Source organism: Rhizobium sp. SL42, assembly GCF_021729845.1.
Classification (GTDB): Bacteria; Pseudomonadota; Alphaproteobacteria; order Rhizobiales; family Rhizobiaceae; genus Allorhizobium.
Genome location: NZ_CP063399.1, coordinates 53,615 through 72,886, shown reverse-complemented (window position 1 = coordinate 72,886; position 19,272 = coordinate 53,615). Strand labels below are relative to the sequence as shown.

Annotated in this window: 18 protein-coding genes and 1 pseudogene; 6 read left to right on the top strand and 13 right to left on the bottom strand. The window is 58.9% G+C overall.

Translation table 11 applies throughout. From position 1 onward, the window contains the following. A complete protein-coding gene (locus tag IM739_RS22630) occupies window positions 1–474 on the top strand; it encodes a methyltransferase family protein (protein WP_237371901.1) in 474 nt (157 codons plus the stop codon). Window positions 475–654: 180 nt separating this feature from the next. On the opposite strand, the gene IM739_RS22625 is transcribed toward IM739_RS22630, so the two are convergent. From IM739_RS22625 to IM739_RS22565, 13 genes are all read right to left on the bottom strand, one after another. Next, window positions 655–1,896, bottom strand: coding sequence for a glycosyltransferase (locus IM739_RS22625; protein WP_237371900.1), 1,242 nt, complete (start codon window positions 1,894–1,896; stop codon window positions 655–657). Window positions 1,897–2,133: 237 nt separating this feature from the next. Beyond that, window positions 2,134–3,432, bottom strand: coding sequence for an IncP-type conjugal transfer protein TrbI (gene trbI, locus IM739_RS22620; RefSeq protein WP_237371899.1), 1,299 nt, complete (start codon window positions 3,430–3,432; stop codon window positions 2,134–2,136). A 13-nt stretch (window positions 3,433–3,445) separates the two neighbouring features. Beyond that, on the bottom strand, window positions 3,446–3,883 hold the full coding sequence (gene trbH / locus IM739_RS22615) for a conjugal transfer protein TrbH (RefSeq protein WP_237371898.1): 438 nt from the start codon (window positions 3,881–3,883) through the stop codon (window positions 3,446–3,448). 3 nt (window positions 3,884–3,886) lie between these two features. Next, on the bottom strand, window positions 3,887–4,699 hold the full coding sequence (gene trbG / locus IM739_RS22610) for a P-type conjugative transfer protein TrbG (RefSeq protein ID WP_237371897.1): 813 nt from the start codon (window positions 4,697–4,699) through the stop codon (window positions 3,887–3,889). Between the two features lie 16 nt (window positions 4,700–4,715). Continuing rightward, entirely contained in the window at window positions 4,716–5,378 is a 663-nt protein-coding gene (locus IM739_RS22605) for a conjugal transfer protein TrbF (RefSeq protein ID WP_237371896.1), read from the bottom strand. Window positions 5,379–5,399: 21 nt separating this feature from the next. Then, window positions 5,400–6,578, bottom strand: coding sequence for a P-type conjugative transfer protein TrbL (gene trbL, locus IM739_RS22600; protein WP_237371895.1), 1,179 nt, complete (start codon window positions 6,576–6,578; stop codon window positions 5,400–5,402). After that, entirely contained in the window at window positions 6,572–6,775 is a 204-nt protein-coding gene (gene trbK / locus IM739_RS22595; protein WP_237371894.1) for an entry exclusion protein TrbK, read from the bottom strand. The genes trbL and trbK overlap by 7 nt, the downstream gene beginning before the upstream one ends. After that, a complete protein-coding gene (gene trbJ, locus IM739_RS22590) occupies window positions 6,772–7,575 on the bottom strand; it encodes a P-type conjugative transfer protein TrbJ (protein WP_237371893.1) in 804 nt (267 codons plus the stop codon). Before trbJ ends, trbK begins: the two co-directional genes overlap by 4 nt. Continuing rightward, window positions 7,547–10,003 carry a conjugal transfer protein TrbE gene (locus IM739_RS22585; protein WP_237371892.1) on the bottom strand — a complete coding sequence of 819 codons (2,457 nt, stop codon included), beginning with the start codon at window positions 10,001–10,003 and terminating at the stop codon, window positions 7,547–7,549. Before IM739_RS22585 ends, trbJ begins: the two co-directional genes overlap by 29 nt. A 10-nt stretch (window positions 10,004–10,013) precedes the next feature. Continuing rightward, window positions 10,014–10,298, bottom strand: coding sequence for a conjugal transfer protein TrbD (locus tag IM739_RS22580; RefSeq protein ID WP_237371891.1), 285 nt, complete (start codon window positions 10,296–10,298; stop codon window positions 10,014–10,016). Further along, window positions 10,298–10,672, bottom strand: coding sequence for a TrbC/VirB2 family protein (locus IM739_RS22575; protein WP_237371890.1), 375 nt, complete (start codon window positions 10,670–10,672; stop codon window positions 10,298–10,300). The genes IM739_RS22580 and IM739_RS22575 overlap by 1 nt, the downstream gene beginning before the upstream one ends. Then, the gene (trbB, locus tag IM739_RS22570) at window positions 10,662–11,633 is read right to left on the bottom strand and encodes a P-type conjugative transfer ATPase TrbB (RefSeq protein WP_237371889.1); all 972 of its coding nucleotides are present in this window, start codon (window positions 11,631–11,633) and stop codon (window positions 10,662–10,664) included. Before trbB ends, IM739_RS22575 begins: the two co-directional genes overlap by 11 nt. A 2-nt stretch (window positions 11,634–11,635) precedes the next feature. After that, on the bottom strand, window positions 11,636–12,262 hold the full coding sequence (locus IM739_RS22565) for an acyl-homoserine-lactone synthase (RefSeq protein WP_237371888.1): 627 nt from the start codon (window positions 12,260–12,262) through the stop codon (window positions 11,636–11,638). 767 nt (window positions 12,263–13,029) lie between these two features. On the opposite strand from IM739_RS22565, the gene repA reads away from it, so the two are divergent. From repA to ggt, 5 genes and pseudogenes are all read left to right on the top strand, one after another. Beyond that, window positions 13,030–14,265 (top strand): plasmid partitioning protein RepA, encoded by a 1,236-nt coding sequence (gene repA, locus IM739_RS22560; RefSeq protein WP_237371887.1) that lies wholly within the window; start codon window positions 13,030–13,032, stop codon window positions 14,263–14,265. Continuing rightward, the gene (gene repB, locus IM739_RS22555) at window positions 14,262–15,260 is read left to right on the top strand and encodes a plasmid partitioning protein RepB (protein WP_237371886.1); all 999 of its coding nucleotides are present in this window, start codon (window positions 14,262–14,264) and stop codon (window positions 15,258–15,260) included. The genes repA and repB overlap by 4 nt, the downstream gene beginning before the upstream one ends. Before the next feature lie 156 nt (window positions 15,261–15,416). After that, window positions 15,417–16,631 (top strand): plasmid replication protein RepC, encoded by a 1,215-nt coding sequence (gene repC / locus IM739_RS22550; RefSeq protein ID WP_237371885.1) that lies wholly within the window; start codon window positions 15,417–15,419, stop codon window positions 16,629–16,631. Window positions 16,632–16,661: 30 nt separating this feature from the next. After that, window positions 16,662–17,099 carry a hypothetical protein gene (locus IM739_RS22545; protein ID WP_237371884.1) on the top strand — a complete coding sequence of 146 codons (438 nt, stop codon included), beginning with the start codon at window positions 16,662–16,664 and terminating at the stop codon, window positions 17,097–17,099. Window positions 17,100–17,227: 128 nt separating this feature from the next. Beyond that, window positions 17,228–18,985: pseudogene (ggt, locus tag IM739_RS22540) on the top strand (gamma-glutamyltransferase). The last annotated feature ends 287 nt before the right edge of the window (window positions 18,986–19,272 follow it).

The following is a 19,272-nucleotide window of genomic DNA, read 5'->3' as shown; positions in this document are numbered from 1 at the left end:
ATGGCCGTTGAAAGTGACAGCGCGGGTGTGCGCTTCCCTCCGCCCCTGATCTATCTGGGAGCGCTGCTGTTGGGGCTGGCGGCGGAGCGGTTCGTCGCCCTGCGCACTTTCGGCATCGACTGGCGTTTGCTGTTCGCGACGGGCGCGCTGCTGTTCTTTGCCGGCACGGGAATGATGCTTTCGGCGGCAGGGATGTTCCGGCGGCTGGGCACCAACGTTCGGCCGTCGCGGCCTACGAGCCTCATCGCAACGACCGGCCCTTATCGGTGGACCCGCAATCCTATGTATCTCGGCATGGCGCTCATCTATGCCGGCATTGCGATAGGCTTCGACGGACCGATCGCCTTCGCCTTGCTTCCTTTGGTGCTGATCGCGATCCAGTCGCAGGTGATCGCCCGCGAGGAGCGCTATCTCGAAGCGAAGTTCGGCGACGACTACCGCCGCTACAAGGCCGAGGTTCGGCGCTGGCTCTGACTATTTGGTCACCGCTTGCCGCCACAAATGAGCCGTCGACGCACCTCACGCTGATGACTGCTTTCGAGAAGCGGTATCCAAGAGCGGACAGACCGCCACCGGCCCCTGTGCTGCCGCGCGCTGCGGTATTGATTTCCTGCCGGCCTGGCGGGCGAGGCTCGTCGTCCACACACCCCACACTCAACTCGATTTGAAGCTCAGTCGTTCGAGGAATTTAGTTGCGGCCTCGACACCGCGATCGCCCGACAGGGCGGTTCCCAGCTCTGCTGCGCGTTCGCGCATGGTGGCCGCGTCCATCGCTGCCAACGCATTGGCCAGACCGGCAGCGCTGAGCGTCTTCAGATCGAGTGGGGCGGGTCCAGAGCCAAGAGCCGCTACACGCCTGCCCCAGAAGGGCTGGTCGCCGAAGAAAGGGACGATCTGCGTGGGCAGTCCTGCACGAAGGCTCGCCGCAGTCGTTCCTGCTCCTCCGTGGTGGATGGCGGCACTTGCCCGTGGCAGCAACCAATCGTGTGGCGCGTTGGCCAGGAACAACGCACGTGGGCTCGCATCGACTTTACCGATCGCGCCGCCCCCGCCCGCCAGGAGGCCGCGTTTGCCAGTCATTTCGAGGGCCTCCAGGATCATGCCCGTCATTGCCGCAGGATCGATCCCCGGCATGCTCCCGAAGCCGAGATAGACAGGTGGGGATCCAGCCCTCAAGAAAGATTCCAACGCCTCGTCCGGCTGCCAATCGGGGCGGTCGAGGAACCAATATCCGGTGACCAGCACGTCCGGACCCCAGTCGCTCGGTTTCGGGAGCACGGCGGGGCTGTAGGCGTAGAGTGTTCCTGCCGCCGACTTGCGAGCAGTCTTTCCAGGAAGGCCGAGCGTGGTTGCGCGCCACGCCTTCAAGTCCTTGGCGAACAGCAGCCGCGCGCCGTTGATGGCAAAGGTGTGGCTCATTTTGTTGAATGGTCCGAGCGACTCGAAGGGAAGCATAGGACTCGGAAATTCGTCGGTCGGTGTGAAACCCGGAACGGGGGAAGCAAGGACATGCGGCACACCGAGCGCCGCGGCCATGTCAGGCGAGCCGAACGATTTCGGATGATAGACCAACACGTCAGGCTGGAAGCGGCGGACGGCCCGCCACTCCTCGTCGAGAAGCCTTCTCATTAGGGGGCGAACATGCTTAAGAAGCTTGAAACCGGCGCTGAAGCCTGTGCCGCCGGCAACGGCGGCCTTGCCCTCCCGCGTGTCCAGCAGCGCCAGAAATTCGCCTGGTAGGCCCGCGAACGGAATACCGTACGCGGCGGCCAAGTCGGTGAACTGCATGGGAGCTGCCAGTTGGACCTCATGTCCACGCGCCATCAGGCCCTTAGCCAATGCAACGTATGGCTGGACGTCGCCCCGTGTGCCGAGAGTATGAATCGCAATGCGCATCGACCCTCACTACACCTTGCAGGAGCAAATGTCCGCTCGTTGCGATGCTGCCCCTGAACCTGGCAAGCAGCCGCTCGTTAATTCTGTGGCCCATCTGAAGGCTGTTGGATTCCAGAGCGTTTGTCAGTGACAATGAAAGAGACAGCGACTCTGCGGAAAAATTTGCCCGCACAAGATTGTGACAGGCCAACCCGGTTCAATTGCGCGGCCGTTGTTCGGCCTGGGCGAGCGTATGTTCTATTTGCGATAAAGGCTCGGGAAAATTAGATCCTGATCGACCAGAACGTTGAATTTGTACCCTGGTCGGATCCGGATCGTCGGCTGGACATTCAGATTTTTCGAGATGGTTTGCTCTGCCACCCTGCCGAAGCTCTCGGCGAAATTTCGTCGTGCCGCATCGGAAGCCGTGTCCTGTGTGGTAACTGTCGAGCTCTCCGGCATCGACATATCGATCCCCGTGCCGATGATGGCAACGAGGGCAGCAGAGCCGAACGTGCGCCAGGGATGACGATCGACCTTGTCCCGGAAACCGCCATACCCCTCGGCATCCGTACCCGACATGCCGCCGATCTGAAGCGTCGATCCGTTCGGAAAGATGAGGTCGGTCCAGACGACCAGAACACGCTCCTGGCCAAACGACACCTTCGAATCATATCGGCCGAAGAGCTTTGCTCCTTGAGGGATCAGGAGCCGGTAGCCGGTGGCGCTGTCAAAGACGTTCTGGCTGACCTGGGCGGAAATCCGGCCTGGAAGATCAGAGTCCAGGCCGGCAATCAGCGTCGCCGGGATGATCGATCCGCGCTTCAACTCATAGGGCGAAAGCTGGGGTACGACCTGGTTCGGAAGGTAGCCAAGATCCTTGATGTCCTGGTTGAAAAAGTCCTCCTTCGATGTCTGGCCGTTTTGATCGACGTTCTGTCCAAGCAGACCCGACTTCATCGCAGCGCTATAGAGATCGGATGCGCTGTTTGTCGTTGCATTGAGCGGTTGACGGGCGTCGGTCCTGCTTTCCGAGGCGCTCTTCTGGACCTCGGATACGTCCACCTTCAGCGGGGAATCAAGCGCCGTCGCCCTCGCTTGGAGGCTGGCCATCCTTTGACGCTGGGCTTCGCGAAGGATCTGCTCGTCCTGTTCCCGCTTCAGCCGCGCCTTCCACTCCGCTTCGGGTTCGAGCTGCGATCGCCGTTCCGTCTGGACCTCGTTCTGGCGCTCCGCTACCGGCTCCCTCACGGGCTCCCGCTCTACAATGACCGGCGTCGGCTGAAACACTTCTCGTTGCTCCGGTTCTCCTATGATCCCGTCCGACACGCCGCGCTTGAGCTGATCGCCAAACGTCGTGGCCGGAGAGGTGGAGGTGCCGTCGAGTTCATTTCCTCGATTGAAGGAGAGGCCGCGCCACGACAGGCCGATGATGACGACACCGAAGAACAGTACGATGATGACGATGGCGACGATGATCGGAAGCCGATTTAGGCGACGCATGCTCTGTTGATCGTCAGCATTGCCCGTCGTGCCAAGCTGGAGCGATTGAACCATGCTCCCCCTCCCCTCAATTTCGCTGCATGATCGAAAGCGGACTGGCGGGCGTCGCGCCCGCTGACGTTGCTGTATATGCCCGGCCGAGGGCGATAGCCGGTGTGCTGACACGCGCGAGCACCTGTCCGTCAAAGCTGTCGATTGACCATGCAACCTCGACCGGCTTCTGGTCCTTGCCGATTTTCCCATCGGCGATGACCGTGTATCCCCATCCCTTCAGCGCGGCCTCAAGAGCGGCTGCATATTCGGAAGTATCCTTGTCCATTTTGAGGGTCGTGGCGCCGGCCGGACCGACCTGTTCGGCTAGGCGGCTTGCCATGTCGCCGGCGATCGCGCTCGCCGTGGCGCCGGTGACGGTGATCGGGTTGGAACTGGTGGTCAGCGTTTCATCGGCTGTTTGGCAGCCCGAAACACCGAAAGCGACAATGATGGCAGCAATGGTTTTTTTCATTGGTCAACCTCCCCGCCGGATCGTAATTTTCTGCTGGCGCCAGCCAACCCCCGACACGAGCACGGCCTTGTCGACGGCGTAGTCAACGATCATCATGTCGTTTTTCATGCGATAATTGACGATGCGGTTCTGGCCGCCGCTGACGAGAAAGAGCACTGGTGCGTCGTGCCCGGAGATTGACCGGGGAAACTGGATGTAGGTCTTGGCGCCATCGGAATAGACGCGCTTCGGCCGCCACGAGGCTCCTCCACTGACCGAATAGGAGAAGTTCAGCTTGTCTGGAGCTGTCCCGGGAATGCCGCCTGTCTCAAGGCGTGCATTGATATCTGCCAGTTTGGTCGTGACATCCTCCGGATACTCGAAGCCGATCCGGGCCATGTACTGGCTGGGATGGGATTTGAGCTGAATATGATAGGTCCGCCGAGAGGTCGTGACGACCATTGACGTGACGAGGCCGGCCTCCGACGGCTTGACGATCAGGTGGATCGCCTGCCCTCCGGTTGCTCCAGACGTCGCTGGCTCTACCTTCCAGCGGACAGTGTCGCCGACAAGCACATCGCGGACGATCTCGCCACCTTGCATCTCGATGTCGCAAACCTGAAGCGGCGAGCAGACGACAGAGGGCTGGGTCTCGCCGAACAGGAAGATGACCTTTCCATCGGGGCCGGTCGTGACCAGACCGGGCGCTCCCCGCCACTTCCGTGAGATGTTGGTCCCCTTCACCTCGTTCGACGTCATGCTCTGCGCCATCGCGCAGTCCGCAAGGACGAGCCCGGCCATGCAGCCGACGGCTGCGATCAATCCAGTTCTGTGCATGTGAATTCCCCTGTCCTTAAAGCTGTGCTGTCCAGTCGAAGTCCTGGACATAAAGACCGATCGGGTTGAGGCGGATGATCGCCTCGTCCTGCGGCGCGGTCAGCGCGACGGTCGCAATCCCGCGGAACCGGCGCGTGCCGGTTTCCTTGCCTTTGCGGTCGCGTTCATATTCGGTCCAGTCGATCTGGTAGGTCTGGTTGGAGAGTGCGACGATGTTGTTGACCTCAATGGCGACGGTCGATGTCTTCGCTTTTTCGAACGGAGAATTGCCGCGAAACCAGGCATTGATCTTCTGGGTCGAGGGATCGGACGTCCTGAGAAGCGCGTAGGTCCGGTCGATATACTGCTTCTGGACTACCGCATCCGGTGTGATCGACTTTAGGCTCGTGATGAAATTGCCGAGCGTTGCGCGAACAACGCGGGCATCGGCATACTCGATCTGCTGGGGAAAGCCGGCTGTCACCGACGTGCCCAGTTTATCCACCTCCACGATGTAGGGCACAAGCTTGACCTGCGTACTGAGATACAAGGCGTAGGTGAAGCCGATCACGGCCATCGACAGTCCAAGTATCCCGACGATCCGCCATGCGCGCGCCGCCTGGACATAAGATCCATATCGTTCAGTCCACTCCTGCCGCGCGGCAAGGTAAGGGCTATCGGGTGGCCGGTTTGCTGCCATCGCTTTTTGCCTTCCTGATGACTACGTATTGTTTCGTTCTGGCGGCATTTTAAGGCCGCTTTGACCGGTGCGGGCCTGATCGAGCTTGGCATTGGCAAGCCCCATGATCGAGCCGGCATAGGCTCCTGGTGAGCCGATCGCCTTTTCCTTTGCAGCCGAGCCGGCCGCCTTTCCGGCTGATCCGATCCCGACGCCGATACCGCGCAGAGCGGCGCCCGCCACGGAGGATCCTGCGGCGCGGGCGGACTGAGCCGCCGCAGTGCCGGTTCCGACGGCGCCAGCGGCGAGTGATGCAGCACCAAGCGCAAAAGATGTTGTCTGCCCACCGTGACGAAGGGCTTCCATTCCGCCCGTGACCGATGCCCCTTGAACAACGCCCTGGATAATCGTTGGCACGTACATGGAGATGATAAATACGACCACGGATATGCCGGCGATGGCCAGTGTGGTGATGAACTGATCGCTATCCGCTGTCGGCGCTTGCGCCAGGCCGAGAAGGACCTCAGAGCCGATTTTCGCGATCATGACGAGTGCCATAAGCTTCATGCCGACGCCGAAGGCATAGACCAGATAGCGGACGGCAAAATCCTTGGTAAAGGATGAACCGCCAAGACCAAGCAGGATCATGCCTGCCAGCAGGCCGACATACATCTCGACCATCACCGCGACGAAGATTGCCGCAACCAACGAAAAGCATATGACGACGACGCCCATGGCAAGGACGGCGGCGATCGCAAGTGCGTTGTCTTCGAACACGCCAAACTTGGCCTGTTCGGACACCTGCGATGCGACCCGAATACCAGCATCGAACACCTCGGCCGGTGAGGCGGATCCACCGCCCGCACCGATCTGGTAGAGACTGTTGACGACGTCCCTCGCAAGCGTTGGTCCCTGGGTGAGAACGAACGCGAAGAAGCCAATAAACATGATCCGCCGGACGAGTTCGGCGAACCAGCTATCAAGGGATGCAGCTTGTATGGCAAGCCAGACGGCGGCGATGCCGATCTCGATCCCAGCGAGGATCCAGAACAGCGACCTCGCCGCGTCCATAATGGTCGTTTCCCATCCCATCGCGGCAGCAGAAACCTGGTTCTCAAGTTCTGTAAGAACCTGCCCCTGTTCTGCAAAGCCTGGAGTGGCCAGGATCAGGCAGGCCGTTCCACCAAGCAGGAAGGCCCGTTCAAGGTTTCGCTTCACCATCGCGGCCGTATCTCCTGACCTTTTTCGATCGGGGGCAGTTCCTTGGCTTTGCCGAAAAATTTCTCGCGGGTGATCCGTTGCTCTTCGCTCATTTGGGAGGATGCCGGGGCGTTCACCTGAACGAGATAGAAAGTGGTGCCGGAAGCCGCCGCAGTTACTATGGCCAGCACCACTACGATCAGGACCGGGCGGCTCACCAGCGTGGCTCCATCTTCTGACCGCTCGGGATCGTGGAAACGTCGGCATTGAAGAATTTCTCACGCCGGGCCTGGGCAAGATCCTTGTCCGTCTGCTCCGTCTGGAGCCATGTGCCCATCATCGTCATCTGCTGGGAAACCAGACCACGGAGCTTCTGCATCTGAGAAACTTGCTGGGATGCGATCTGGTGTCCGACCTGAAGCGCCTTCATCTGACCGTCGGCCGACTCCGACATGGATCGCAGCGAGTTCATCGTGCCCTCTTCCGTGTCGAACTGATCCGCTGTCAGGCTTGCGGCCTTCAGCGTGCTGCCGATCGTGTCCCGGTTCGTGTCCGACCAAGATTGATAAGTGTTCGAGAAAGATTCGGCGTTGGGCAGGTTCGTTTTCAGGTCCGCATAGCTCTTGAACCGCTGCTGAAGGACATCGTCTGCATTGCCCATCGAAAACGAAATGCTTCGTCCCTGGTCGACAATGCTGCGCAGACGGTTGAGATCGCTTTCGACCTCGCCCCAGATATGTGTAGGGAGCTGGGCCGTGTTCTGCAGCATGTTCTCGTAGATTTTAAGCTGGTTCTGGATCTGCTCTGCCAGTTGGGTGATCTGGGTCAGCTGATTATCGACCTGCAGGCCGGAGCTTTTCAGCAGGTCGATGAGCTGAGCATTGTTGGCAAGCTGCGTCCATTCGGTGGCAGCGCCCGTTGCAGATCCAGCGTGGGCGGAAGCAATAGAGGCCAGCGCGATTGCCGCAGTCATCGTTGCGACGATCCAGCTATCGGACGTTGAGGTGCGACGTGGCATCGTGAACTCCTCTCGATTCAAGCCAATAGGCAGGCCAGTCCTGGCCGTGTTCCGTCTTCAGCGCGCGTATCCGCTTCAGGTCTTCCTTTCCGGATGCGCCCACAAAGCTCAGCGCCACCGGCCCGAGTGACATGTCGAAAAGCCGCCGTCCGTCTGGCGTGGCGACGTAATATTCGCGCTTGGGTATGGCGCTCGAGACGATCTCGATCTGGCGCTTGTTGAATCCTATCCGCTCATAGAACTCGCGTGTGCCCGGCTCGCGCGCAGCGCCGTTCGGCAGGCAGATCTTTGTCGGGCAGGATTCTTTCAGCACGTCGATAATGCCGGACCGCTCGGCATCCGAGATCGATTGGGTTGCCAAAACAACGGCGCAATTGGTTTTGCGCAGCACCTTCAGCCATTCCCGGATCTTGTCGCGGAACACCGGGTGACCAAGCATCAGCCATGCCTCATCCAGTAGGATCAGGCTCGGAGAACCATCAAGCCGCTTTTCGATCCGATGGAAGAGATAGGTGAGGACGGGCACCAGATTACGCTCGCCCATATTCATCAGCTGCTCGATCTCAAAGCACTGAAAGGCCCGGAGCGTCAGGCCGTCCTCTTCCGCGTCGAGCAGCTGACCCATCGGACCATCGACGGTATAGTGATGGAGCGCGTCCTTGATCTCGCGCATCTGCACCCCGCTGACGAAGTCCGACAGCGACTTCCCAGGCGCGGTCGCCATCAGCCCGATCTGGCGTGAGATCGCATTACGATGGTCGGGCGTAATGGTGACGCCCTGCAGGGCGACGAGCATTTCGAGCCACCCGGTGGCCCAGGCCCGATCCCCATCCGTCGAGAGATCGAACAGCGGGCAGAATGCCAGCGCTCTTTCTTCCCCGGATTGGTCGTTGCCGATCTCGTAGTGATCGCCGCCGGCAGCAAGCGTCAGGGGGAGGAGCGAGTTACCCTTGTCGAAGGCAAAGACCTGCGCGAACTCGTAGCGACGGAATTGCGCGGCAATCAGTGCGAGAAGGGTCGACTTGCCCGAACCCGTCGGACCGAAGATCAGAGTGTGCCCGACATCGTCGACATGCAGATTGAGACGAAACGGCGTTGAGCCCGAAGCCACCTGCATCAGCGGCGGCGAGTTCGGCGGATAGAACGGGCACGGGTTCACCGGGTTGCCCGACCATACCGAGTTCAAGGGGACCAAGTCCGCGAGGTTGCTCGTGTTGATCAGCGGTTCACGGATGTTGGCGTACCAGTTGCCAGGCAGGCTGCCGAGGAAGGCATCGGTCGCATTCAAAGTCTCGACGCGCGCTCCAAAGCCCTCGGCTTGAAGCAACCGCCGGATAGCTTCTGCCTTTTCCTGCAAGGCTTCACGGTTTTTATCGAAAAGGATAACCACAGGGGTATAGTAGCCGTAGGCGACGAGCTGCGAAGACGCCTGGGCTATGGCGTCCTCGGTCTCGGCGACCATCGTCATGGCGTCCTGATCGACCGATCGGCTCTGGGTTTGGAAGAGCTGGTCGAAGAAGGGGCGAACCTTCTGCTGCCATTTCTTTCGCGTACGTTCGAGCTTCTGGCGGGCCTCTTCGGCATCGAGAAAGATGAACCGCGACGACCATCGGTAGGTCAGCGGCATCAGGTCGAGATTGTTGAGGATGCCCGGCCAGCTTTCGGCCGGGAGCCCATCAATCGCAACGACAGCGAGGAACCGGTTCTCGAGCTTCGGCGTCAGTCCATGCTGGAGTTCACCAGTGACTAACCAGTCGAGATACATCGGAACTTCAGGCAGGCGAACCGGATGGCTTTCTCCCGTGATGCAAAAGCGGACAAACTGGAAAAGCTCGTCATAGCGCGCGGTCCTCTCCCCTCCCCTCTCGCGAACCTCGCGCGTCTGCATGCGGGCGATCGACAGCGTGTTGGCCAGATATTGTTCGATTTCCCGGATGGCGTTGCGGAATACGAACAGGACCGTGTCTGCATAGGATTTCTTCCGGCTCTCTTCGTCCGAATAGATGTATTTGGCAAATGCCGTCTTCTTCGACTCGAGCGGTCGGTAGGTCAGGATGATCGCGTGCTTGCTCTCGAAATGCCCCTGCGCGCGCTGAAAATGGCTCCTGCGCTCGGCATCGATCGCGCGGGTGACAGGGTCCGGAAAATGGCACTGGTCCGGGCTGGGATAGTCGACCGTTGGCACCCGGACAGCCTCGACCTGGATCATCCAGCCTGTCCCGAGCCTCGACAGGATCACATTGATTTGCCGGGAAAGCTCATTGCGTTCGAGGTCGGTGGCGCTTTCGGCGTCCGGTCCGGCGAAGTACCAGCCAGCCATCAAACTGCCGTCCTTGAGAAGTAGAACGCCGTTGTCGACCAGGCCGGCATAGGGAACCAGGTCAGCGAAGGACGGACCGGTAGTTCGAAAGCGTTTCAGCGCTGCCATCACCGCCTCCTCAGTATTTCCGCCACGGCGCGGTCGTCGGCCGATAGTGGTGCTTGTAGGAAATGTGACGGGCGTAGACTTTCCGCATGAGGGGATCGGACTTGGCCATCATCCGAAGCAGGCCAACGATGACGATCCAGACCGCCACGCCAAAGAGCGCTGAGTAGACCGTCAGCACGACGAAGATCAGGATCACAGCGGCAAGCCCAGTGATCAGCACTAGTTCACGGTCGGCGCCCATCAAGAGGTTCGGCCGTGACAGAGCGCGATGGATGCGATTGTGGTGGAGTCCCATCAAGCCCCCTCCCCTTCGAGGTCCGAAGCAAGTTGCATGACCGGCTCCCTAGACAAGCTGATCGACGCACCGGTCGCGCCGAAGAGGCCGACGATTGTCGTGGCACCGAGCAGAATGCCCGCGACGAGGACGACGTACATCAGCCTGCGGGCAAAATCGTTGAGCTCGCCACCGAAGATCAGCATGCCGCCGGCAATAGCGACAGCGGCCAGAGCAATGTAGCCTGCGACCGGGCCGGTGATGGATTCCTGGATCTGCTCGAGCGGCCCTTCCCATGGAAGACTTCCGCCAGAGCTTGCGAAAGCAGGGGATGCTGCGGCGATCGATGCCAGAGTAATAAGTGCGATTGTCAGGAATGATCTCTTATGCGGCATCGCGGCTCTCCTCTGCGTAGGGTTCCGTTTGGTACTGGCCGCCTGCGAAGCGGGTGACGTGGAGGATCTCGCTGATCCGCCTGCCCTTTGCCGTTCGTTCGATCGAGATGATCAGGTCGACTGCATCTCCGATCACCGCCTGCATCGGCTGATGGCTCGCCTCGGCGGTTAGTTGTTCGAGCCGCTGAAGTGCGGAACGCGCGCTGTTGGAGTGGATCGTTGCGATCCCTCCGGGGTGCCCCGTGTTCCAGGCCTTGAGCATGGTGAGTGCCGCGCCGTCACGGACCTCTCCAACGATGATCCGGTCCGGTCTAAGGCGCATCGTGCTTTTCAGGAGACGCGACATGTCGACGGCGTCGCTGGTGTGCAGGCTGACTGCGTTCACAGCGGCGCACTGGATTTCGGCGGTGTCTTCCAGAATGACAAGTCGATCACCTGGTGAGCTTGTGACGATTTCAGCGATGATCGCGTTGGTGAGTGTGGTCTTGCCCGAGCCCGTCCCACCAGCAACCAGGATATTGAGCTTCGAGGCAATGGCGCTGCGAATGATCTCCGCATGCTTTGATGTCATAGCCTTGCTGGTCACGTAGTCTTCGAGAGGTATGAGACGCGATGCGCGACGACGGATCGTGAAAGATGGTCCGGAGACCACCGGCGGCAATAATCCTTCGAAACGGTGCCCGCCGATTGGCAGTTCGCCCGAAACGATTGGGCGAGCGTCATCGACCTCCGAGTTCAGAACATGTGCGACGCTACCGATGACGGTTTCCGCGGCAGAGCGTGTCATCTCGCCTGCCACAACCATGCCCTGACCAAGCCGTTCGATGAACAGACGCCCATCAGGGTTCAAAATGATCTCGACGACAGCAGGATCTTCGAGTGCGGCGCACAGTTGGTGTCCCAATGCATTCCGCAGCTTGCTGACAAGTCGCGGCAGCGAGCGGTTCTGGCTGTTGATCATGATCAAACCGCCTTCTCTTGAAGGCTTGCGACGTGCGAAGAATGGCTGCTGGGTCGAAGCGGATCGAAGCTTTGTCGGTCGGCGGGCACGAGGCCGGCGACGCTTCCAGTTTCATCGATCTGTGAGGGCGGCCCCAGACGGATGAAAAGCCAAACGGTTCGCCGAAATATGCGATCGAGCCGGAAGTCTGTTGCCTTGCCGATTTTGCGGAAACCGCTGCGAATGCTCCACTCAGCGATTTCGGCGAACATCACGAAGATCGCCAAATGGAGACCGCCCTGCTCCCGGTCGGCAATCGATCTGGTATCGACGCTGGAGCGAGCACTTTCGATTATTCTCCGAGGCGTAGACCGGTGACCTGCTGACAAACGCTGCGGAAAGACGTTTCGCATCCTTGATCCGCCTTCTGCTGCTACGGGAAGTGCACAGCCGACAGCTGGGTCAGTCGGATCCCAGTAGAAAGGGTAGGCGGTGTTCACTCCGTCGAAAGTGTCGGCTTGCATACAGAAGCCGAACAGGACTTTCCGTGCCAGCAGCCCTGACAACATGCGGGCGCACAGCCGGTACATTTCGTGGATGAGACGCTTTTCAACTTCGTCCTTTGGGCTCTTGAAGGCTATGACGCGCATCGAGCAAATCTCCCTTGCGTTGATGACGCGACAAGATTTGCCGGCGCAAGAAACTTCGATCTACTGGCAAAAGTGTTAGTGGGTGATTCTAGCTGTTCGGGTGTCGAGCGCGGATTGAGCCGATACTGAACCGCGGACGGTGACTAGCAAAAGTGTTAGTGGGCTTGATGCGCGATTGCTAACGCGCAAGAGGCAACACGTCGGAATCATTTATGAAAAGTGGTTTTCGGTCATACCGATCTTGCGCTGACTGATGCACTTTAAGGCTTTGTCTGCCCTTTTTTTCTTGCCATGCTGTGTGGGGATCGGGTGATTGTCACGACAGTTGGATCAAGCCCTCATGATGGCAAACGATCCAAATGAACGTGAATTCGCCGCTTGAGAGACAGGAAGCTGCTGGTTTTGGTTCCTTCCCTCCACGACACTTAGAGAAATCGAAGAGAAATCGAATCTGGGATCGCAGGTCGCACTGAGTCGCAAACTGTGAGGGCAAAAACTGAAAGAAGATGGGCAGGACACGGATATGAGACGGGGATTCGGTTCTTCGACTCTTTTTTCCTCACCAAATCATTAGGCAGGTATGGATCTGCCAAGGCATTGAATAAAAACAGTAAAGATCGAAATAGCCGGAGCGGGAGTCGGATTCTTTAAGGAAGCGTTAACCTTAAAGAGCTTGCTCGGCGAACGTAAACGGGTCTTATTCATCGTGTGCGGACTTTGGTCATTTTCTGGCCTCAATCCGCAGGCGAGGCGAAACAGGCGAGAAGATGACGAATACTGCAAAGGCTGAGATCAAAAAGACAATCACGCTGCGCTCGAAGATCACGGCGCATGCGGCATCGCTTTCGGCCAGACTGCAGGAACATCAATCGAATATTTTTCCTCCCCACGCTCGTAAGGGAATTCGATCGTTCACGCCATCGGAAGCCGCAAAACTTCTGGGGGTAGCAGAGGGTTACCTTCGCACCGCCGCGGTTGGACTGGAAAAAAAGTCGGCCAAGGAAGGCGAGCACGAATTCAGCCCGGCACTGGCCGGCGGCCGGCGGATGTATTCCGTTCACGACATCGCAGCCATGCGGGCACATCTGGACAAACCCGCACGTTCGACCGGCCGCTATGTGCCTCATCGGCGCGAGGGCGAGGAACTCCAGGTCCTATCTATCATGAATTTCAAGGGTGGATCGGGCAAGACGACGACGGCTGCCCATCTTGCGCAGTATCTTGCATTGCGTGGCTACCGCGTGCTCGCTGTTGATCTTGACCCACAGGCCAGCCTTTCGGCTCTTTTCGGTAATCAGCCGGAACTCGACGTTGGCCCAAATGAGACAATCTATGGTGCGATCCGATACGATGACGAGCGCCGACCGATCCAGGAGATCATTCGGGGGACTTACATTCCCGATCTTCACATTATTCCAGGCAATCTCGAGCTCATGGAATTTGAGCATGATACGCCCAAGGCTCTGCTCCAGCGCAAGCCAGACGACGTGCTGTTTTTTGCCCGGTTGCAGGCCGCGATCCAGGAGATTCGTGACGACTATGATGTCGTGGTCATTGATTGCCCTCCCCAACTCGGCTTCCTGACACTTTCGGCGCTGACGGCCGCGACATCGGTCCTGATCACTATCCATCCTCAAATGCTGGACGTCATGTCGATGAACCAGTTCCTGGCGATGACAAGTGCACTACTCGGCGAGATCGCTGAAGCAGGTGCTGAGGATAGCAACAACTGGATGCGCTATCTGATCACCCGTTTCGAGCCAACCGACGGACCACAGAACCAGATGGTGGCATTTCTTCGCTCAATGTTCGGCGAGGATGTTCTGGTCAATCCTATGCTGAAGAGCACGGCCGTATCGGATGCGGGAATAACCAACCAGACCCTCTTCGAGGTTGAGCGCAGCCAGTTCACTCGAACGACCTACGACCGGGCTCTGGAATCGATGAACAACGTCAACGCCGAGATCGAGGGTCTGATCAAGGCGACATGGGGTAGATCATGAGCCGCAAAAATCTTTTCTCCTCGCTCAACGGCACCGCAAAGCCTGAACAGCCTTCCGCGCCACCGCCATTCTCCCGTCCGCATCTCGATGCGGCCAAATCGAAACCGATGGTGGCCGTCACCAAGTCGCTTGGCGATTTGAATGAGCGGAGCCGTCGCGCCAACGAGATTGAGCGCAAACTGGCCGAGGGCCTGTCTGTTGTAGAGCTGGACGCTGCCACGATCGAGCCGTCTTTTGTCCGCGACCGCATGCCGGGCGACGTCGATGGTCTGCGTGAATCCATCCGCGACCAGGGTCAGCAAGTGCCTATTCTTGTCCGGCCCCACCCTGATGAGCCGGGCCGCTATCAGGTCGCCTTCGGCCACCGGCGGCTGCGTGTGGTGACGGAGTTGGGCCTGCCGGTCAAAGCTATCGTCCGCGAAATGACGGATGAACAGCTCGTCATCGCACAGGGCCAGGAAAACAACGAGCGCGAGGACCTGACCTTTATCGAGAAGGCGCGGTTCGCGGCGCGGCTCAAGGATCGTTTCTCGCGTGAAACCATCATTTCGGCCATGTCCGTGGACAAGGCGGATCTTTCGAGGATGTTGAGCCTCATCGAATCCCTGCCGGCGGAGCTCATCGATGCAGTTGGGCCCGCCCCGGGTGTCGGACGAGGTGGTTGGCAGCAGCTCGCCGACTTGCTCGACAAGACCCCTGCCCTTCCGGAAGCGTTGCAATTTGCCATGTCGGACGCGGTCCAGGGCCTACCGTCTGCTGACCGGGTCAAGGCGATGATTGCACAGCTGAAGCCGCGTCGCGTCGAACGCGGCGCACCGGGTATCCTGTCGACGCCGACAGGGGCACGCCTGGCGCTGGTCAAGGATGGCCGCGGCAAGCTTGAAATTTCAATCGACAAGAAGGCCACGCCGGAATTCGCGACTTTCGTGCTCGAACTATTGCCTGGGCTCTTCGCGGAGTATCAGGCGGAGAAACTGAAAAAGAAGGAAGCGTAACCGCAAAAAGAAAAGGCCCCCAAAACGTCGCCGTTCCGGAAGCCCAATCTGTGTCCTAAGCAAACACAGAATCGCATTTCCCGGATTCATCGTCAAGAGTCTTTGGCACCGTTTTTGGTGAGCGTTTTTCTTTTGCCTGCTGAAAGGTGAAAGACAATGCAGACGGGAAGTGTAACGACGCCCTTTGGGCGGCGACCGATGACGCTTGCGCTGGTGCGCAGGCAGACGCAGACAGCCGATATCAAGCCGGGCAAGACCGTTGATAAGTGGAAGGTATTCAGGGATGCCTCCGCAGCGATCGAATTGCTTGGTATCCAGTCGAACAGCTTGGCTGTTCTCGATGCGCTGCTAACGTTTCATCCAGACAATGAACTCCGGCAGGACGGACAGTTGGTCGTATTCCCATCAAACGTTCAGCTGTGCCTGCGGGCCCATTCGATGGCTGGCGCCACGTTGCGTCGCCATCTCGCCGTGCTGGTCGATGCGGGCTTGATCGTGCGTAAGGATAGCGCCAACGGAAAGCGGTACGCAAGGAAGGACGGCAAAGGGGAGATCGAATGCGCCTACGGTTTCGATCTGTCGCCGCTTCTGGCGCGTTCGGAGGAGTTGGCGCATATGGCCCAGCAAGTCATGGCCGATCGCGCAGCACTCAGGAAGGCGAAAGAGAGCTTGACGATTTGCCGCAGAGACGTCCGCAAGCTGATCACGGCTGCAATGGATGAAGGCGCGGAAGGCGACTGGCAGGGAATTGAGGACATGTACGTCGCACTGGTGGGACGTATCCCTCGTGTTGCAGCACTGGCAACGATCGGAGAAATACTCGACGAGATGCAGATGCTGCGGGAGGAAGTTGTCAATCGGTTGGAAGTTCAGGATTTTTCAGGAAAATCCAGCACCAATGATGCCCATAACGAGCAGCACATACAGAATTCAAATACCGAATCTATAAATGAACTTGAACCAAGCTCTCGAAATGAGCAGGGGGCGAAGCCGAGCCCAGTCCGCCAACCAAACACCGAGACGCTGAAGGCGTTCCCTTTGGGGATGGTGTTGAAGGCATGCCCACAAATCACCGACTATGGGGATGGCGGTGCGATTGAGAACTGGCGCAGCATGATGAAGGCGGCCGTAGTGGTGCGATCTATGCTTGGGATCAGCCCGTCGGCCTACCAGGAGGCCTGCGAAATCATGGGGCCGGAAAACGCTGCGGTGGCTGTGGCCTGCATCCTGGAGCGAGCAACGATGATCACGTCGGCTGGGGGATATCTCCGCGACCTGACCAGACGAGCGGCGCGCGGCGAGTTTTCGTTGGGGCCGATGATCATGGCGCTGATCAAGGCAAGCGGGCAGGAGCGGTTGCGGGCCGGCTAGCGGTTGGTCGCTCCCAACCAAGCTAATTATATGAAAAAACGTGCTTTCTGGATCTTGAGTTCAAACTGGGTTGGCTGTTCTTGGGACGAGAACGGACAATACTCCAAAAATGACTGGTGCCTGACTGACGAGGCACGTGGTCTATTCGAGGTCAACAGTGCTGGTCCTGTATTCCGTCGCACCGGGCCCGAACGATGGAAAGCAGGTGCCAGGGTAGGGCACCGACGAGTGATCGCCCACGGCTTTTACCCGAAGCGTGAAGATGGTTTTGAAACAGTATGTCGCCGTGGATGTCGCGGCAGAAATCCCGGGGATCACGTCGGCGTGGCGATGATCGGGGTAGGCGAACGGAAGTCGTTGCGCCCCGATTTGGCTGTTGGTCGCTCCCAACATGCTCAAGTATCTGAAAAGCATGCGTTTTTCAGTGTCGATACGCGTATTTGCAAGCCGCGAGTGTATTTGCTGTGACTACGGGACGCAGCTGGGAAGAAAAGCGTTGGGCGGATTGCCATAGGCGAGAGGAAGATGCAGATCGCGCACCTTGTCCTTGTCTTCCCTGTCCTTCACAATCGACGGACCAAAGAAGGGAGGCGACTATGCGCGCAGTTTCATTGGCCCTTGCTTTCGCATTCGTGTTTTCGTGGCCGCAGTTGGCAGTCGCTCAGCAGGCATCCGATACAATTGCTCCGGAGCGGGCAGCCAATGTCACCTCAGCCAAACGGGTGGAAGCGAAGAATTTCATGGTTGCGGCCGCAAATCCGCTTGCCGCGCAGGCCGGCCGGGAAATCCTCGCCAGTGGTGGCAATGCCATTGACGCCCTGGTGGTTGTTCAGACCGTGCTCGGCCTCGTGGAACCACAGAGTTCCGGCCTCGGCGGCGGTGCCTTTCTTGTTTATTACGACGCATCATCCGGCAAGGTCACGACTTTCGACGGGCGGGAAACCGCACCGCTTTTGGCTACGCCGAAGCTATTCCTTGACGACAATGGGCAGCCGCTGAAGTTCATGGATGCCGTGGTCGGAGGGCGCTCTGTCGGTACCCCTGGCACCGTGCGCTTGATGGATGTGGTGCACAAACTCTACGGCAAGCTGTCCTGGGCGGAGCTCTTCACGCCGGCGGAAAAGCTCGCGATCGACGGATTTGACGTCTCGCCGCGACTGGCGAAGCTGGTGGCCGGCGAGGGCGACAAGCTGAAGCGCTATGAAGGTGCCCGCTCCTATTTCTTTGGTCCAGACGGTGCCCCACTGGTCGCCGGTGCTGTATTGAAGAACCAGAGTTACGCGGCGACGCTGAAGACCATTGCCGATGGTGGGGCGGACGCCTTTTACAATGGACCGATCGCTGAAGCAATTGTCGCTACCGTGCGTGAAGCCGCGGGCAATCCGGGCGTCTTGTCGCTCACCGACCTTGCGAACTACCGCGTCGAGGAGCGCGAGCCGGTCTGCCTTACCTACCGCTCCTTTGATGTTTGCGGCATGGGACCGCCTTCGTCTGGTGCTGTGGCAATCGGATAGATCCTCGGCATGCTCGAGAATTTCGACATCAGGGCTCTCGGCCCGGACAACGTACAGAGCTGGCGGCTGATTGGCGACGCCCAACGTCTCGCCTTCGCTGACCGCGAACGTTATCTTGCCGATACGGATTTTGTCCCCGCACCAATCAAGGGCTTGCTGAACAAGGACTATCTTGAAGAACGAGCAAGGTTGCTCGATGGCGACCAGGCGCTTTCAGATGATCAGGTAAAGGCTGGTCAGCCGACTTGGGATCACGCGCTGCTGTTCGGGAAGGATGTGGCATTGGAATTGCCATCCACCAGCCATTTTGTCATCGTTGACCAAGAAGGCAATGTCGTCTCAATGACCACCACAATCGAGAACGGCTTCGGTTCGCGCCTCATGACAGGCGGCTTTCTTCTCAACAACGAACTCACTGACTTCTCTTTCAAGACACACAGCGAGGGTTTGCCGGTTGCCAACCGCGTGGAACCTGGCAAGCGGCCACGCTCATCAATGGCGCCGACCATTGTGATGAAGGAGGGAAAGCCGGTGCTGGCGATCGGTTCGCCCGGCGGCAGCCAGATCATCGGCTATGTCGTGCAGGCGCTGCTCGGCTATATCGATTGGGGCATGCCAGTGGAGGAGATCGTAGCTGCACCGCATCTGATCAACCGCTTCGGCAAGTATGACATCGAGGCTGGTACGACAGCGGAGGCGCTTGCCGATCCGCTGGCAACGCTCGGCTACGAAGTGAATGTGACGGATATGACTTCCGGTCTGCACGCAATCGAACTAAAGGCAGATGGCCTCGTCGGCAGCGCCGATCCACGCCGTGAAGGTATTGCCGTCGGAGATTGAGAACCTATCCCGTTCATCCTGGCCGAAATGCCACGAGTTTCCGGCAGGCATTGATATTGTCTCCTGGCCATCTCACAGCGACGCACTGGTCGGTGTGTCATGGCACTGCGAGAATGCTTGTCGCTTGAACGAGCGCTCGGAAGAAAGGACCTCGATGAGAAACGCAGCCATTCGACCGTTGTAGTAAACGCGAATACATCAATGGCTGCATGGGCAACAACTCGCTTCGATCAGAAGGAGCATTCGAAGTAGAGGCAACGCTGCGGGCGACGACTGTGCATTGTTCA